The sequence below is a fragment of the Paenochrobactrum glaciei genome (assembly GCF_039522165.1).
In the GTDB taxonomy this organism is placed as follows: Bacteria; Pseudomonadota; Alphaproteobacteria; order Rhizobiales; family Rhizobiaceae; genus Paenochrobactrum; species Paenochrobactrum glaciei.
Genome location: NZ_BAAADE010000001.1, coordinates 1,188,294 through 1,205,769 on the forward strand (window position 1 = coordinate 1,188,294; position 17,476 = coordinate 1,205,769).

The following is a 17,476-nucleotide window of genomic DNA, read 5'->3' on the forward strand; positions in this document are numbered from 1 at the left end:
CGATCATAGCTTAATGATCACTTTTCCGAAAATTGCATTTTTTCCCTTACATTTTAATGAGTTCCTCACCCATGCAGGAAATGAAACTACAAGAACTAAAGAACAAAACGCCGGTTGAATTGCTGGCCTTTGCTGAAACACTCGAAGTCGAAAACGCCAGCGCCATGCGTAAGCAGGAGCTGATGTTTGCTATTTTGAAAAAACTGGCCGCTCAGGAAGTCGAAATTATCGGCGAAGGTGTAGTGGAAGTTTTGCAGGATGGTTTTGGCTTTTTGCGTTCAGCAAACGCAAACTATCTGCCAGGCCCTGATGATATTTATATTTCACCGTCACAGCTGCGTCGTTTCTCTTTGAAAACCGGTGATACGGTTGAAGGCCCGATCCGTGGCCCTAAAGAAGGCGAACGTTATTTCGCGCTGTTGAAGGTCAACACTATCAACTTTGAAGATCCGGAAAAAATCCGTCACAAAGTTCACTTTGACAATCTGACACCGCTTTATCCGAATGAACGCTTTAAGATGGAACTTGAAGTTCCAACCAATAAAGATCTCTCATCCCGTGTGATTGATTTGGTGGCGCCTTTGGGTAAAGGTCAGCGCGCTTTGATCGTTGCACCGCCACGTACCGGTAAAACGGTACTGTTGCAGAATATTGCCCATTCGATCACTGCTAATCATCCTGAGTGCTATCTGATTGTTCTTCTTATTGATGAACGTCCGGAAGAAGTGACCGATATGCAGCGCTCGGTTAAGGGGGAAGTGATTTCTTCTACCTTTGATGAACCGGCAGCACGCCACGTTCAGGTTGCTGAAATGGTGATTGAAAAAGCCAAGCGCCTGGTTGAGCACGGCCGTGACGTTGTCATTCTGCTCGATTCCATTACCCGTCTTGGACGCGCTTACAACACCGTTGTGCCGTCATCAGGTAAGGTTTTGACCGGTGGTGTGGATGCGAATGCTTTGCAGCGTCCTAAACGCTTCTTTGGTGCTGCACGTAACATTGAAGAGGGCGGTTCGCTTACCATTATTGCAACAGCCCTGATCGATACGGGTAGCCGTATGGATGAAGTGATCTTTGAAGAATTTAAGGGTACTGGTAACTCTGAAATTGTTCTGGATCGTAAGGTTGCTGATAAGCGTATCTTCCCGGCAATGGATATTCTTAAATCCGGTACACGTAAAGAAGACCTTCTTGTGCCGCGTCAGGATCTTCAGAAGATCTTTGTTCTGCGTCGTATTCTGGCACCAATGGGCACCACAGATGCGATTGAGTTCCTTAATGACAAACTCAAGCAGACCAAGAGCAATGGTGAATTCTTCGATTCCATGAATACCTAATTCATAGAATAACGGGAATTAGCCTGTGACTTTAAAATGCCTCGCTTCAGGTTTGAAGCGAGGCATTTTCTTTTAAGAGCTTTTCAAGATCATCACCGGAGTAAACCGGCGCTAAACATCGATTGCTGATACATAAATAAGCTGATGATTGAGTGATATTCTGCGCACCAAGATGTGGTATCTCTGTTTCACGCATTTCATCATTCGCAATGACTTTGATGACATCTGTGCGTCTCATATCAATCATCTGATTGGCAATTTTGATGAGCGGATGTTCCATTGAATCAGCAAAAATATGTAAAATCATCGCTGATTGTGAAATGAGCGCAGCATTCAAAATGCCTGCTTGGCCATAGCTAAGCGCTTGAATACGGGTGAGGGCGCGTTGTGATAGCGCTTCTATCTGTTGCTGTAGTTTTATATCCTGATCAACCAGTGCCAGTCTTGCTAAGGCTTCAATCAGCTGTGCTGTAGCGCTTGGTGTAGCGTCATCCTGATCCGCATGGATATGGATAATCACATCATCTTGATTAAGCGCTGTAAGGCGATAATCGCCGTTCTCATCCTTGTGCTGTTTATTGAGCTCACTGAGCCATAAGCGGGCATCTGCTAAATAGCTTTGATCACTTGTATAGCCATATAATGAAACTGCGGCATGGATCATCGCCGCATAGTCTGATGATAATGCGCGAACACTCGGAACATAATCTGAAAGACAATGACATAAGCCGTGATGATCAAGGCTCATGTTAATTTTTGCGTAAGTCTGTTTGGCTAGCTTAATCCAGTCCGCGCGATCAAATACGCGGCCGGCATTTAGAAGCGCTACAATTAATTGTCCGTTCCAATCGACCAGCAACTTATCATCACGGGCTGGTGCAATACGTTTTTGGCGCACTGCCAGAAGTTTGCTTTTGCATGTTTCGATTAGTTTCTGGTCAGGATCAGCTAAAGAAGAATGGAGGCGATTGAGAATATTGCTGCCTTCCCAATTACCTTGCATGGTTATATTATAGGCTTCACAAAATATCTGACTATCATCACCTAGAATGGCATCAATTTCGGAGCGATCCCAAACGTAATATTTGCCCTCAACACCTTCGCTATCAGCATCTAAACTCGACGCAAAACCACCTTGCGGCAATTGTAATTCTCTTTGCAGCCAGTCAATGACTTCTTCGATTCGTGTACGTAACAATTGATCCTGGGATTTAGCATAGGCAAAGCTGCCATGTTTAATCAGCTGGCTATTATCATAAAGCATCTTTTCAAAATGCGGCACCAGCCAATGATCATCTACACTATAGCGACACAGACCACCGCCAACATGATCATATATTCCACCTTGAACCATGTTCTTGAGGCTTAACAGAAAAGCATCATAGGCTGCTGGATCATTATTATTTAAATGCTGGAGCCAAAAGATTTCCATTAAAGGGCTGCTTGGAAATTTAGGAGCACCTTTTATGCCGCCATAATGCGGATCAAGCATTGAACTCAAACGCTGCGCATATGTCTTGTGTAAAAGAAACGGGTCTTGTGGCGCACTATCGTGATTTAAATGTTGTGCTAAACGTTGCTGGATATGTTCAGTGATCACGCGGGAATTATGGTTAACCTTATCTTTGTCCTGATGGAAAAGCTGATGAATGCCGCGTAGCACATCATCAAAACCGGGACGATTAAAGCGTGTATGTGGTGGAAAATATGTGCCCCCCCAGAATGGTTCGGCATCTGGCGTTAAAAAAATCGTGAGAGGCCAGCCACCTTGCTCACCCATTGCAGTTAAAGCGGCCATATAAATCTGATCGAGATCAGGCCGCTCTTCACGGTCGATTTTAATATTGATGAAATGCTCATTCATATAATCAGCAATTTTATCATTATCAAAACTCTCATGCGCCATAACATGACACCAGTGGCAGGCTGCATAACCGATCGACAATAAGATCGGACGGTTTAATTGTTTGGCAAGTTCCAGTGTTTCTTTAGACCATGTCTGCCAATGAACCGGTTGATCTGCATGCTGGCGTAAGTAAGCACTGGATGACAGTTTTAACTGATTGGAAAGTTGAACTGTCATGGTGTTGATCCTTGAAGTTTGCATAGCAGGAAATGAAAGGTTGAGACTGGATATATTTATGCTGCGACTATCAACCAAATGCGCTAGATAAAACCTATGATGAATTATCATACAGACAACTGATCTTTTTAAATACGGTAAAATGCTATGAATGAGAGTAGTTTCCACGATACGATTTTCGCTTTATCCAGCGGACGCTTGCCTGCCGGTGTGGCAGTCATTCGCGTATCAGGGCCGCAAACTCGATTCGTTATCGAAACGATCTTTTCAAAATTGCCGGAACCGCGCCGAGCGATGTTTGGTTCATTTCATAGTGTCAATGGTGAATTACTAGATCAGGGACTTTTGATTTATTTTAAAGGACCAGCCAGTTTCACTGGTGAAGATTGTGCCGAGTTTCATTTACATGGCGGTGTTGCCGTTGTTGAACGGTTTTTAAGTGAACTATCGCAGATGCAAGGATTACGCTTTGCAGAAGCAGGGGAGTTCACCCGTCGCGCTTTCACTCACGGCAAGATGGACTTAACGATTGCTGAAGGTTTGGCTGATTTAATCAGTGCTGAAACGGAAGGTCAAAGACGTTTAGCACAACATGTGGCTTCGGGTGCGCAACGCGATCTCTATAATGATTGGCGCACCAAACTTATTCAAGCGCGCGCTTTGATTGAAGCAGAACTAGATTTTGCTGATGAAAGCGATGTACCAGGTTCTGTATCAGATCAGGTATGGCAAGCGATGGCTGAGCTTAATAGCTCTATTCAGGATCATATTGCTGGTGGTAAACGTGCGGATTTACTCCGTGATGGCTTTCAGATCGTTATTGCTGGTGAACCCAATGCCGGAAAATCCAGCTTATTAAATCTCTTGGCTGGGCGCGATGTAGCGATTATTTCAGATGAAGCGGGAACAACGCGTGACCTTCTCGAAGTTAAACTCGATCTGGCAGGTGTTCCTGTTTATCTCACAGATACTGCTGGCATAAGAGAAACAGAAAATAAGGTTGAGAAGATTGGTATTGAACGTGCACTCGAAAAAGCACGTAAGGCCGACCTTGTTTTACTGCTCGAAGATTTAACCGCTCATCAGCGCACTGATTTATCAGATGATCTGGCAGGAGTTGAAGCTTGGCGTATCGGCACTAAAATTGATCTGACACATGATTATAAGGGTGAGGATTTTAAAATCTGTATCTCTGTAACAAGCGGCGAAAACATTAATCAGCTTATTGATAGTTTAACAGAAACTATATCAGCTCAAGCTGGCAATCTGTCAGAAGTTGTTCCCACACGGCTGCGCCACATTAGCTTGTTGAAACAGACTGCAAATGAAATTGAAAATGCAATAACCAACACGAATTACCCATTGGAACTACGTGCTGAAAACCTTCGTTTAGCTTCTCAATCATTAGGGCGCATTACAGGCGATGTTGATGTGGAAGATATTTTAGACGTTATCTTTTCAGAATTCTGCATTGGCAAATGATTCACGTGAAACAATTTTCGTACTCAATCATGTTTAAATGATTTTTGAGTGATGGAATGTTTCACGTGAAACATTTCAGTGGAATCCATAATTGATGCTTGACTCATAATAGACCTTATGAGTCTCCATTCTCCATTTATCATGCCATAATTTTGAGCTTAAAAATCTACTATCATTCAAAAAAGTGATTATGAAGCAGGGTAGACCTGCATTGAATTGCTCTATCTTTTTTCAAACGAACATGGCAAAGAGTCCGTAATCAACTCTTCTAGTCAGGAAATTTACCATGACTGTATCTTACGACGTCATTATCATTGGCGGCGGACATGCTGGATGTGAAGCTGCCGCTGCGTCTGCGCGGGCTGGCGCACGTACTGCATTGGTCACGCATAAAACGGATACGATTGGTGTTATGTCCTGTAATCCTGCAATCGGCGGATTAGGGAAGGGGCAGCTTGTGCGCGAGATTGATGCACTTGATGGCTTAATGGGGCGTGTAACCGATCAGGCTGGCATTCAGTTCCGCTTGCTTAACCGCAAAAAAGGACCAGCAGTTCGTGGTCCACGTACACAAGCGGATAGAAAACTATATCGCTTAGCAATGCAGCAAGCGATTGCTGAACAGGATAATTTAGATGTTATTGAAGGCGGTGCTGACGATATCATCACGCAAGATGGCAAAATCACCGGCGTCAAATTGATGGACGGTCGCGAGATTTCATGTCGCTCTGTTGTCTTGACTTCCGGCACATTCTTAAATGGTTTGATCCATATTGGTGAACTTAATTTCCCTGCTGGCCGGATGGGTGAAAAACCAGCCCTTGGATTAAGTGATACATTAAAGAAACTAGGCTTTACCTTAGGCCGTTTGAAAACAGGCACGCCACCACGTTTGTCCAGCCAAACGATAGATTGGGGTAGCTTAGAAAAGCAGTCAGCGGATGAACATCCATTACCGTTTTCTATGCTGACTGATCGTATTACAGTGCCACAAATTGATTGTGGTATTACGCGTACGACAGAAGAAACGCACAAAATTATCCGCGCGAACCTGCATCGCTCAGCAATGTATTCCGGTAATATTGAAGGTATTGGTCCACGTTATTGCCCATCAATCGAAGATAAGATTGTTAAGTTTGGTGATAGAGACGGACACCAGATTTTTCTGGAACCTGAAGGTTTGGATGATGATACTGTTTATCCAAATGGCATTTCATCATCATTACCGGAAGAGGCGCAGCTCGCTCTTTTGAAGACCATTCCTGGTCTTGAAAAGGCATTAATGCTGCAACCTGGTTATGCCATTGAATATGATTATGTCGATCCGCGCGAATTAAACCGCACGCTTGAAACCCGTAAGGTTGAGGGGTTATTTTTTGCAGGACAAATTAACGGTACGACCGGTTATGAAGAAGCAGCAGCACAAGGCTTACTTGCCGGTGTGAATGCAGCAAGACGTGCTTCGGGTGATGAACTTGTTATCATTCAACGCACCGAAGCTTATATTGGTGTGATGATTGATGATTTGACATCGCGTGGTGTGAGTGAACCATATCGTATGTTTACATCACGTGCAGAATTCCGCCTTTCATTAAGAGCTGATAATGCTGATGAACGTTTGACACCTATGGCAGAAAAGTTAGGTATCTTATCAAGTGTCCGTCGCGATAAATTTTCGGCACGTCAGCAAGACTTAACCACTGCGCGGGAACTGGCACAGACAATTAATATCAGCCCCAATTTAGCTGCTACACACGGTCTGCATTTAAATCATGATGGTGTGCGCCGCAGTGTTTATGATCTGCTTTCTTATCCGACGATCGATATGGATCGCATTATTTCTATCTGGCCTGAGTTTTCTCAGTTCGCAGAAGTGACGCGCGAAGCTCTGCAAACAGAAGCGCAATATGCTGTTTATCTGGATCGCCAGAAAAATGACATTGTTGCAATGGAGCGGGACGAAAAATTGCATATTCCGGAAAGTCTGAATTATGCTGGTATTTCAGGTCTCTCCAACGAATTGAAGCAGAAGCTTGAAACCCGCAAACCAGCTACAATTGCTGAGGCGCAGCGTGTAGAAGGTATGACACCTGCCGCTGTTGCTTTATTGATCGCGCAAATACGTAAACACTTGCGTCGCAATGATGCCTTTGATCAGGCTGTGTAAGTGTTTTTGTGTGTTGACTATATTTGAATGGGCAGGTGTAAAATGGATCATTATTCACAGTTGAAAACTGTTAGTCCGACTGTTTCACGTGAAACAGCAGAGCGCTTGATCGCCTTTGAACAGCTGTTTATCAAGTGGAATGCAAGCATTAATCTGGCTTCTCCATCGACTATCGCAGAGCTTTGGCAGCGCCATATTATGGATAGTGCACAACTCTATGAGTTGGTTTTAAGCCGTAAAGCTGATGCTAAAAATTGGCTTGATCTTGGCTCTGGTGGTGGTTTTCCTGGCATTGTACTTGGTTGCATGATGAAGGAAAATTCAGGCAGCCGGATAATATTGGTGGAAAGTGTAGTGAAGAAGGCCGCTTTCTTGCGTACAGCCACTGGTAATCTGGATATTCCTGTAGAAGTATATGCAGAGCGTATTGAATCTCTTTGGGAAAGGGTTTCAACGCCCGATATTATTACGGCACGGGCTTTGGCATCATTGAAAAAACTCTTTTCTTTGACTGAGCCGTGGATGAAAAATGGGGCAGTTGCGTTCTTTCAGAAGGGACGGGACTATCAGAGAGAAATCGACGAGACCTTGGATGAGTGGGATTATGATCTGGTAAAGCATGTTAGTGCTGTCGATGATAATTCCGTTATTCTTGAAATTAGTAATCTGCGTAAGAAAGCAATTAATCCGGTTCTATCTACGGATAGTGAACAGAAAGCAGCAGGGCGGCAGTGATGATGAAACGTTCTCGTATCATAACTATTGCAAATCAGAAGGGTGGCGTTGGTAAAACAACAACAGCCATTAATCTGGCGACAGCTCTTGCCGCTATTGGTGAAACTGTCCTGATTGTCGATCTTGATCCGCAGGGCAATGCCAGTACTGGGCTTGGGATTGACCGCTTAAACCGTCCATTGTCATCCTATGATGTGCTGACACAGGCGGCTTCGGTACCGGAGGCCGCGGTTTCAACTGATGTGCCGAATTTACATATTGTACCATCAACGCTCGATTTGCTTGGTTTAGAAATGGAAATTTCACAAGCTGCTGATCGTACAAGACGGTTGCGAGATGCGCTGAAATTCGATTCCAGCGTTGCTGAGCATTATAGTTATGTGCTGGTTGATTGCCCGCCATCGCTTAATTTGCTGACTTTGAATGCAATGGCTGCTGCTGACTCTGTTCTCGTACCATTGCAATGTGAGTTTTTCGCACTGGAAGGTCTTAGCCAGTTGCTACAGACCGTTGAGCAGGTCCGTTCATCTTTGAACCCTGATCTCTCCATTCAGGGCATTGTGCTGACTATGTTTGATAGCCGCAACAATCTTGCATCGCAGGTTGTGGATGATGTTCGAACCTTTATGGGTGAGAAGGTTTATCGCACTGTTATTCCGCGCAATGTGCGTGTCTCTGAAGCGCCATCGCATGGCAAGCCGGCACTCCTATATGATTTGAAATGTGCCGGAAGTCAGGCCTATTTGCAGCTTGCTTCAGAAGTAATTCAACGTGAGCGGCATTTACAAGCTGCTTGAACTATCGATTCGACTACGTAACAATTTTTAGAAAGTAGCCGTGACTATGAACGACGATCCTTCCAAAAAACGCCTTGGTCGTGGTTTAGCCGCTTTGATCGGGGATATTGATCGTCCTGTTGAAGAGCGAAAAACGCCCGTTTCAGCAGAGCGCAATGTTCCAATTGAATTCATTACGCGCAACCCGCGTAACCCAAGACGTATGTTTGCCGAGGAAGATCTTGCGGATCTGGCGCAGTCTATTCGTGAGCATGGTGTTGTGCAGCCGATTGTGGTGCGTCCGGCACCCGGCAATCCTGAACATTATGAGCTGATTGCAGGTGAACGTCGCTGGCGCGCTTCGCAACGTGCAGGACTGACATCTATCCCAGTTATTCTGCGCGATGTGGATGATCGTATTGCATTGGAAATTGCGATTATCGAAAACGTCCAGCGTGCGGATTTAAACTCGATTGAAGAAGCGCTTGGCTATCAACAGCTGATCGACAATCATGAATATACACAGGCTGATTTGGCACAGGTGATCGGTAAAAGCCGTAGCCATGTGGCCAATACATTGCGTTTGTTGAAGCTGCCTTCAGGTGTTCAGTCTTTAATCACGGATGGTGCATTGTCGGCTGGGCATGCGCGTAGCCTGATTACAATGGAAAATCCTGTGGCGATGGCTGAGAAGATCGTCAAGGATGGTTTGTCTGTTCGTCAGGTCGAAGCATTGGCACAGGCAGAAGCGCAGGGTGAAAACCCGCGCAAAGCTGAAAAAGCTGCACCTGTGGAAAAAGATGCCGATACCAAAGCATTGGAGAAACTGCTTTCTGATGTCACCGGCATGAAAGTGGATATCAATCACCGTGAACGTGGTGGTGAAGTGCGTATTCGTTATAGCTCGCTTGAGCAGTTGGACGAAATCTGCCGTCGCTTGCAAAGCTAAATGCAACATTGTGACAAGGAAGACTGATATTTAAAACGGCCTCCGGTTATGATTAACTGGAGGCCGTTTTAATTTAAATAATAATTATATTTCAATAAGTTATATAATTATCGTGCGCGACTGTTACGCGCACCTTCAACGACAAGTGCCATCAGGCATTGACGAATAATGGGTACGGAAAGATCACTGTTCTGACGGCTTTCCAGAACGGCTTTTTGCAGACGCTCGCCCGCGCGTGAAATGGAAGCTGCCGGCCAGCGCGATAATGCTGTTTCCATCAGCTTACGTCTGGTGAAGAAGATAGGAGGGCGGGCAGCAGCAATAATGGCAGCTGGTGCCTTGCGCTCCACTTCAACACTATGGCGCATGAGTTGCAGTTGCTGAAACTGGCGCATAGCAGCATTGAGAATGAGGAAAGGCGCAGTTCCTGAGGTAACGAGGCGATCAAAAGAACTGTTGAAGCCTTTCATATCACCGAGCAAAAGCGCATCAACGATTTCATCGGTTGAGGCAACACTGACATCACCAACGGAAGCACGGACATCTTCCAGCTCAATACGGCTTTTACCCTTGGCATAAAGGCAGAGCTTTTCCAGTTCGCCACGCGTGGCCAAACGGTCACCACCAAGGCTCATGCGGAGCAGCTGACGGGCATCGCCACTGATCTGTAAATTTGCGGCGGAAAGAACATCATCAATCACACCGTCAATACCGCGCGCATCATCGCTGTAGCATGGCAGAGCCATTGCGGCAGAGCCGTTTTCCACAGCTGTGCGTAAGGCAGCACCTTTTTTAAGATCGCCAGCCTCAATGAGGATAATGGCATCTTGTGGCGGCTCGGCAGCCAGATGTTTGATAATGTCCGCCATGGTTTTTTGGCCGGAGACATTACGAATCCAGATCAGGCGTTTGCCGCCAAACATCGAAATGGTCATGGCTTCGTCGTGAAGTGCGCCTGGATTTTGATCGACCTCGTCGCCTTCCATACGAATGACGGTAAAAGGATCATCTAAAGGCAGTCCGGTGGCTTTGGCAAAAATCTTTGCACGCTCGCTCACCAAGCCTTTATCAGGGCCGTAGAGCAGGATAATCGGAAAGCTGCTGCTGGGACGGTTGATAAAAGCATCAACCTCATGTGATTTTTTCTGAGCCATGAAGCCTGTTTAACCCATTCGGGTTTAAACTTAAACGGCAATTTGCGGTAGCGTAAGCAAGTTTCACGAATAGAATTTGAGCAAAGAAAAAGGCCTGATTTTGAATCAGGCCTTTAAGTTTAGTTTAGCCGATGAGCAGGGCATCATCATCAATGTTTTGACCGCGTACATCGCGGAACATTTTGATGAGGTCTTCAACGCCTAAGTTTTTGCGTTGATCACCTTCCACGTCGAGCAGCACATCACCGGCATGCAGCATGATGGTGCGGTCGCCATAATCAAGCGCCTGACGCATCGAGTGCGTCACCATCAATGTGGTAAGCTTGTTTTCGGCTACCAGCTTGCGGGTCAGTTCCATGATGAATTCTGCCATGCCCGGATCAAGCGCGGCTGTGTGTTCATCAAGCAGCAGCACTTCTGATTCTGCAAGCGTTGCCATAACAAGTGATAAAGCCTGACGCTGACCGCCGGAGAGAAGCTCCATGCGATCCTGCATACGGTTTTCAAGGCCAAGCTTTAAACCGGCCACACGCTCACGAAATTCTGCGCGGCGGCTTGAAGAAAGGGCAGGTGAGAGACCACGCTTTTTGCCACGCGCCGCAGCAAGGGCGAGGTTTTCTTCAATGGTCAGTGTTCCACAGCTACCAGCCAGCGGATCCTGAAAGACGCGGGCAACCAGTTTGGCTCGTTCCGCCGTTGCCTGTCTGGTGACATCCTTATTGTTGATAACAACCTTGCCGCTTGTCGGGATAACATCACCCGCAAGGGTGCCGAGGAAAGTGGATTTACCCGCACCATTGGAACCGATAACAGTGACAAATGAGCCTTGTTGCATGGTGAGACTGATACCGTTGAGCGCTTGTTTTTCAAGCGGTGTTCCACGGCCAAAAATCACATCAAGATTAGAAACTTCAATCATTTTCATGCACCTCCGCGGCGAAGACGCGGCAAGATCAGCGCCAAAGTCACAAGCACTGCGGTGACCAGATTAAGATCTGAGGCTTTGAGGCCTAAGAAATCACTGGTGAGTGCCAGCTGGATCGCAATACGGTAGATAATGGAACCGACGACACAGCCGATAAGTGTGACAAGGATGAGGCGTGAGCGCAGCACTGTTTCACCGATGATAACAGCGGCAAGACCAACAACGATAGTACCAACACCGGACGTTACATCCGCAAAGCCGTTTGTCTGTGCAAACAAAGAGCCACCAAGCGCCACCAGTGCGTTTGAAAGCGCCATGCCGAGATATATCTGCCGCTCAGGGCGAACGCCCTGTGCGCGTGCCATACGCGGATTTGCACCGGTTGCACGCATGGCCAGACCGGTGTCACTTTCAAGAAAGCGCCAAACCAGGATCACTGCAATAACGACAAGTACGAAAATAAACAATGGACGCACATAATATTCAGGCAGACCATGACCGAAGAACGGCGACAGCATGGTGTCCTGATTAATCAGTGCAATATTCGGACGTCCCATCACCCGCAAATTGACCGAGAAAAGGGCAATCATGGTGAGAATAGAGGCAAGCAGGTTGAGAATTTTAAAGCGCACATTGAGTGTCGCTGTCACAAGCCCTGCAAGGGAACCGGCAATCATCGAAATGGCAGCAGCCAGCCACGGATTAAATCCGGCTAAAATTAGCACGGCAGTGACAGCAGCACCTAATGGAAAAGAACCGTCTACGGTAAGGTCGGGGAAATCGAGAACCCGGAACGCCAGATATACACCTAGCGCAACAAATGAAAATATCAGGCCTAATTCGACCGCACCCCAAAAGGCGATCTGACTCACAATGCCATTCCTTTAAATCTGGCGTACACACATGCCTAATTGCTTGCGAGTTGGCCGTTCGTTGTCCGGCAATTTTACGCACAGAATGGGTGCAGTAAAAATGCTTTTATGATTTTACTTTTCAACTTTGCAATAAAATACAATGCTGAAAATTTAAGAGAATGAGACGCACGGCAGAAATATCTGCTGTGCGTCTCAAATTAATTAGTCGATCTTTTTGGTTGCGCGATCAACGACTGCCTGTGGCAGTTCGATGCCCATTTTCTTGGCAGCACCCAAATTGACAACGAGATCGGTGCCTTTGGCAACGTCCACATCGATGTCGCCTGGCTTTTCACCTTTCAGAATGCGGGCAACAACCACACCGGTCTGTTTGCCAACATCGTAATAGTTGAAGCCGAGGGCAGCAACAGCACCGCGGGTAACAGAATCTGTATCAGCAGTGAAAAGCGGCAGCTTGCCTTCTTCAGCAACGGTTACAGCGCTTTCGAGAGCTGAAACGATGGTGTTATCGGTTGGCACATACATGGCATCAGCGCGGCCGATAAGAGCCTGTGCAGCACCTTTGACTTCCGATGATTTGGTGGCAGCAGATTCAACAATCTCGATACCTTCTTTAGCGGCAGCTTCTTTCAAAACAGCCAGAAGAGAAACAGAGTTTGTTTCACCGGAATTGTAGAGGTAGCCGATTTTTTTCACATTCGGCATGATTTCTTTAATCAAAGCCACATGTTCGGCAACAGGTGAAAGGTCGGAAAGACCGGTGACATTACCGCCCGGCTTTTCCATGGTTTTTACGAGCTGCGCACCAACAGGATCGGAAGCTGCGGTGAAAACCACCGGAATATCACGGGTAGCAGCAACAACAGCCTGTGCGGAAGGTGTCGAAATCGGAACAATAACGTCTGGCGCATCGCCAACAAACTGGCGCGCAATCTGTGCAGCGGTTGCAGGATTGCCCTGAGCTGACTGATAGGTGAATTTAAGGTTTTCACCGTCTTTATAGCCGGCTTCCGTCAGCGCATCTTTAACGCCGTCACGAACAGCATCAAGTGCCGGATGTTCAACAATAGCGGTAACAGCTACAGAAACATCTTTAGCCATGGTTGGGGTGGTGGCGATAGCAGTGGCAGCCAGCAGTGCCAGAAACATTGAACGCATAAAGATCTCCCTCTTAATCTTTTCATGTTTTGTAAAGAGAATTAATGCAGTTTTCAATCGAAAGCAACGCAGCCAAAGTGCTAAGGCGCATCTGGATTTAAATCTGTTGCTAAATACTAAGCTTCAATGTTTCATGACTGTACGAGAGAATAAATTGCTATTGATTATTAAAGGGATTGCAGCATAGTAGACTTATGATTTTAGCATCAGAAACCCGACAAGCTTATAATAGTGTGGAACTGGGGCGCGATCACAGCCTCGACGCATTGTGCGAATTGGTAATGTCATTATTTGATGTGCCGATGGCGGCTGTCTCATTGATAGATGAGCATGTAACCCACCATTTGGGCTTTGCCGGTATTGAATTTGGCGATGTCGCCAATGAGCATACATTCTGTTCACATGCGGTTCTGGATAATGCACCGTTTTTGATTGAGGATGCGACAAAGGATGTGCGCTTTGCCAATAATCCTTTCGTTCTCAATGATCCGCATATTCGGATGTATTTAGGTTCTCCATTGATTGCGCCTAATGGTACGGCTTTGGGTGCTATCTGTGCCTTGGATGTGAAACCACGCAGCTATACGACAGAAGAACAGCGCAAATTGCAAAGCCTTGCCAATACGGCTGTGCAATTGCTTGAAATGCGGCGTATGATGAAACAGGCGCATAATATGGCGCTGGTGGATGGTTTGACAAAACTGGCTAACCGCAGTTCGCTGGAAGCCGAAATTGAAAAAGCGATTACCATTTCAAACGAGCAGTCGGTGCCGTTTTCATTGCTTTATTTCGATATTGATTATTTCAAAATGATCAACGACCAAAATGGCCATGCTGCGGGCGACAAGCTTTTAAAGCTGATCGGACAGACCTTATCCGCCAGAGGCACCCGTGATGAAGTTCACGGACGTTTGGGTGGTGATGAGTTTGTGGTTTTGATGCTCAATACAACACTTGAAGAAGCGGTGAGCAAAGCCAATGAAATTAAAAGCCAGCTGGATATTGTGGTGAAAGCGGCTGAAGCGCCGGTTTCATTTTCCATGGGGCTGGCAAATTTTGTCAATGCGCGGGATGGAGCAGAAGCAGCATTAAACTGTGCAGACGAGCGGCTTTATAAAGCCAAACGCGCTGGTAAAAATCAGATTATTTTCAGCTAAACGATTTTATAAAAGTGGTGATCCCGACTGGATTCGAACCAGTGGCCTCAAGATTAGGAATCTTGCGCTCTATCCTACTGAGCTACGGGACCATCGAGGCAACACATACTGTGTTTTGTTAATTTCGCCAACCCGAAAACCTGTGCGACCAATGAGAAATTGGCCGCACAGGTTTTGGGAAAGCTTAATTTATCAAGCTGCCAATGCAGTTTCAACAACTTGCACAAAATAGCTGATGCCATAAGGAATGGCATCATCATTAAAATCATAGGCCGGATGATGCAGACCGGCACTGTCACCATTACCGAGGAAAATATAACTGCCCGGGCATTTTTCCAACATATAGGAAAAATCTTCCCCAGCCATCATTGGCGGGGTTTGGGTGTCCACTTTGGTTTCACCCACAATCTGCTTGGCAATACGTGCAGAAAAATCGGTTTCGGCATCATGGTTGAAAGTAACCGGATAATTCTTCTGATATTTTACTTCAATCGACGTGCCGGTGAGGGTGGCAATACCCGCTGCGGCTGCTTTGATTGCGTCTTCGGCTTCTTTACGGGTGTTTTTGCTTAAGCTGCGCACAGTTCCGGCAAGGCGTGCTTCCTGCGGGATAACATTATGTGCGTCACCGGCATGAAATTTTGTAACCGAAACAACGAGTGAATCCAGTGGATCTGTGCGGCGTGAAACAATGGATTGCAATGTGGTGATCAATTGTGCGCCTGCAACAACCGGATCAATGGTTGTGTGTGGCATAGCCGCATGGCCGCCTTTACCGGAGATGATAATATCAAATTCATCGGTTGCAGCCATGATCGGGCCTTTGCAAATGGCAAATTCACCCAATGCAATACCCGGCCGGTTATGCAAGCCATAGACTTCGCGGATTTGGAATTTTTCCAGCAAACCATCTTCGATCATGGCAAGACCGCCAGCGCCACCTTCTTCGGCTGGCTGGAAAATCAAAGCGACAGCGCCACAGAAATTACGGGTTTCGCTTAAATATTGTGCTGTGCCAAGCAGCATGGCTGTGTGGCCGTCATGGCCGCATGAATGTGCTTTGCCATCGGTTTTGGAAGACCATTCCACGCCGCTGCTTTCCTGAATAGGCAACGCATCCATATCAGCGCGCAAGCCGATGACAGGTCCGTCACCGTGGCGGCCTTTAATAATGGCGACAACACCAGTGCGGCCGATACCGGTCACCACTTCATCACAACCGAAGCTTTTCAGCTTGTCTTCAACAAATTTTGCCGTATTGAAAACATCATAGAGCAATTCAGGGTTTTGGTGCAGATAACGGCGCCATTCAGAGACTTTCGATTGCATTTCAACGGCACGATTCAGCACTGGCATAGATTAGCTCCGAAATTGATCTGTAAACCGGCGTGGTCGCCGATGATTATGGGGTGGTTTCCCTGCCACAGACTATTACTTTTGCATGAAAGAGAGCAATGCCTGTTTGCCTTTTCTATGCCACATGCCTTAGATAAGTCATGCTGAATATTTTAAGCGGCACCAGAACGGAATTAAATTAATGTTATTGAAACTGATCAAAGGTTGCCTGCCTGTATCCGTCTTAACCGCAACTGCGTTGAGTTGTGCGGCTTTAAGCGGCGCGGCAGCAGCGCCATCTATTGTGGTGGATGTAGCTACTGGCAAAGTTTACGCCCATGAAGAGGCATTCCAGCGCTGGTATCCGGCCTCTCTCACCAAAATGATGAGCGCTTATGTGGCATTTCGTATGCTGGAGTCAGGGCAGATAACACCCGATACGCCGGTGCGCATCAGTGTCATCGCTGCCAAAGAGCCGCCGAGCAAAATGGGTTATAAGCCGGGCTCCGTTATGACGCTGGATACAGCGCTCAAAATCATGATGGTTAAATCGGCCAATGACGTATCGGTGGCTGTGGCTGAAACCTTGGGTGGTAGCGTCAATGGTTTTGCTAAAATGATGAATGCGGAAGCAGCACGTTTAGGCATGAGCGGCTCGCATTTTACCAATCCGCACGGCCTTCCTGATCCGCAAAATTATACAACAGCACGCGACTTGGCCGTCTTGGGCATGGCGCTGCGTCAGCAATTTCCGCAATATGCGCATTATTTCAGCGTCGAAGCGCTCGACTTTACCGATGGTCACCGTCAGGAACTGAACGGAAATATTCTGCTTGGCCGTTATAATGGTGCAGACGGTATGAAAACCGGCTTCATTTGCGCTTCAGGCTTCAATCTGGTGGCTTCGGCAACCCGTCAAGGCAGAACTGTGATGTCGGTTGTGCTTGGCGCGACACGTCAGGAAACCCGTGCAGCCAAATCGGCTGAATTGATGGAAACAGCTTTCCGCGGCAATGCAGCCAATGCGCCGGATTTGAGAGCTCTGGCACCTTATGGCCAGAACATCAATTCGGCACCGGATCTGCGCGCGCAGATTTGTAATCAGGAAGCGATCGCAGCACGATGGGATGGTCGTGAGGTGGAAGGATATATGAAAATAGATTCTCCATATATCCATGATATCAAACATGAACCCCGCGCAATTACAGTGGGTTTGAGCCAAAAGGCACCGGAAAACAAGCCGGGACAGCTGCATATTTCACAAGTGCCGATCCCGCTTCAGCGTCCGGCCAAGCGCGGTTCTTAAAATTAAAATCTGCATTTTGTGCATGTGAGAAAGTAAC

At 46.7% G+C, this 17,476-nt stretch carries 14 protein-coding genes and 1 tRNA gene; 8 read left to right on the top strand and 7 right to left on the bottom strand.

Annotated elements, in window-relative coordinates:
* The first annotated feature begins 71 nt into the window (after positions 1–71).
* Positions 72–1,337: a transcription termination factor Rho gene (rho, locus tag ABDZ76_RS05565; protein ID WP_343802432.1), complete on the top strand. Its 1,266-nt coding sequence runs from the start codon at positions 72–74 to the stop codon at positions 1,335–1,337.
* Between the two features lie 46 nt (positions 1,338–1,383).
* On the opposite strand, the gene ABDZ76_RS05570 is transcribed toward rho, so the two are convergent.
* Positions 1,384–3,420, bottom strand: a complete 2,037-nt coding sequence (locus ABDZ76_RS05570; protein WP_343802435.1) for a thioredoxin domain-containing protein — start codon at positions 3,418–3,420, stop codon at positions 1,384–1,386.
* Positions 3,421–3,567: 147 nt separating this feature from the next.
* On the opposite strand from ABDZ76_RS05570, the gene mnmE reads away from it, so the two are divergent.
* From mnmE to ABDZ76_RS05595, 5 genes are all read left to right on the top strand, one after another.
* Positions 3,568–4,902, top strand: a complete 1,335-nt coding sequence (gene mnmE / locus ABDZ76_RS05575) for a tRNA uridine-5-carboxymethylaminomethyl(34) synthesis GTPase MnmE (protein WP_343802438.1) — start codon at positions 3,568–3,570, stop codon at positions 4,900–4,902.
* A 286-nt stretch (positions 4,903–5,188) separates the two neighbouring features.
* A complete protein-coding gene (mnmG, locus tag ABDZ76_RS05580) occupies positions 5,189–7,069 on the top strand; it encodes a tRNA uridine-5-carboxymethylaminomethyl(34) synthesis enzyme MnmG (protein ID WP_343802441.1) in 1,881 nt (626 codons plus the stop codon).
* A gap of 42 nt (positions 7,070–7,111) precedes the next feature.
* The gene (rsmG, locus tag ABDZ76_RS05585) at positions 7,112–7,804 is read left to right on the top strand and encodes a 16S rRNA (guanine(527)-N(7))-methyltransferase RsmG (protein WP_343802444.1); all 693 of its coding nucleotides are present in this window, start codon (positions 7,112–7,114) and stop codon (positions 7,802–7,804) included.
* On the top strand, positions 7,804–8,601 hold the full coding sequence (locus ABDZ76_RS05590) for a ParA family protein (RefSeq protein WP_343802448.1): 798 nt from the start codon (positions 7,804–7,806) through the stop codon (positions 8,599–8,601). Before rsmG ends, ABDZ76_RS05590 begins: the two co-directional genes overlap by 1 nt.
* A 46-nt stretch (positions 8,602–8,647) precedes the next feature.
* On the top strand, positions 8,648–9,529 hold the full coding sequence (locus ABDZ76_RS05595; protein WP_343802451.1) for a ParB/RepB/Spo0J family partition protein: 882 nt from the start codon (positions 8,648–8,650) through the stop codon (positions 9,527–9,529).
* Between the two features lie 107 nt (positions 9,530–9,636).
* On the opposite strand, the gene holA is transcribed toward ABDZ76_RS05595, so the two are convergent.
* The 4 genes from holA to ABDZ76_RS05615 all read right to left on the bottom strand — a co-directional run bounded on the left by holA (position 9,637) and on the right by ABDZ76_RS05615 (position 13,641).
* Positions 9,637–10,683 (bottom strand): DNA polymerase III subunit delta, encoded by a 1,047-nt coding sequence (holA, locus tag ABDZ76_RS05600; protein ID WP_343802456.1) that lies wholly within the window; start codon positions 10,681–10,683, stop codon positions 9,637–9,639.
* A 124-nt stretch (positions 10,684–10,807) separates the two neighbouring features.
* Entirely contained in the window at positions 10,808–11,602 is a 795-nt protein-coding gene (locus tag ABDZ76_RS05605; protein ID WP_343802459.1) for an ABC transporter ATP-binding protein, read from the bottom strand.
* Positions 11,603–11,604: 2 nt separating this feature from the next.
* Positions 11,605–12,480 (bottom strand): ABC transporter permease subunit, encoded by an 876-nt coding sequence (locus ABDZ76_RS05610; RefSeq protein WP_184221553.1) that lies wholly within the window; start codon positions 12,478–12,480, stop codon positions 11,605–11,607.
* A 204-nt stretch (positions 12,481–12,684) separates the two neighbouring features.
* Entirely contained in the window at positions 12,685–13,641 is a 957-nt protein-coding gene (locus ABDZ76_RS05615) for an ABC transporter substrate-binding protein (RefSeq protein WP_343802464.1), read from the bottom strand.
* Between the two features lie 194 nt (positions 13,642–13,835).
* Here ABDZ76_RS05615 and ABDZ76_RS05620 point away from each other — a divergent pair, with 194 nt between their 5' ends.
* Positions 13,836–14,798, top strand: coding sequence for a GGDEF domain-containing protein (locus tag ABDZ76_RS05620; protein WP_343802467.1), 963 nt, complete (start codon positions 13,836–13,838; stop codon positions 14,796–14,798).
* A 15-nt stretch (positions 14,799–14,813) separates the two neighbouring features.
* On the opposite strand, the gene ABDZ76_RS05625 is transcribed toward ABDZ76_RS05620, so the two are convergent.
* Together ABDZ76_RS05625 and ABDZ76_RS05630 are read right to left on the bottom strand one after the other, a co-directional pair.
* A tRNA-Arg gene (locus tag ABDZ76_RS05625) sits at positions 14,814–14,890 on the bottom strand.
* A gap of 100 nt (positions 14,891–14,990) precedes the next feature.
* Entirely contained in the window at positions 14,991–16,154 is a 1,164-nt protein-coding gene (locus tag ABDZ76_RS05630; RefSeq protein ID WP_343802470.1) for a M20 aminoacylase family protein, read from the bottom strand.
* 181 nt (positions 16,155–16,335) lie between these two features.
* Here ABDZ76_RS05630 and ABDZ76_RS05635 point away from each other — a divergent pair, with 181 nt between their 5' ends.
* Complete coding sequence (locus tag ABDZ76_RS05635; RefSeq protein WP_343802473.1) at positions 16,336–17,439, top strand: D-alanyl-D-alanine carboxypeptidase family protein; 1,104 nt, start codon at positions 16,336–16,338, stop codon at positions 17,437–17,439.
* Positions 17,440–17,476 lie beyond the last annotated feature (37 nt).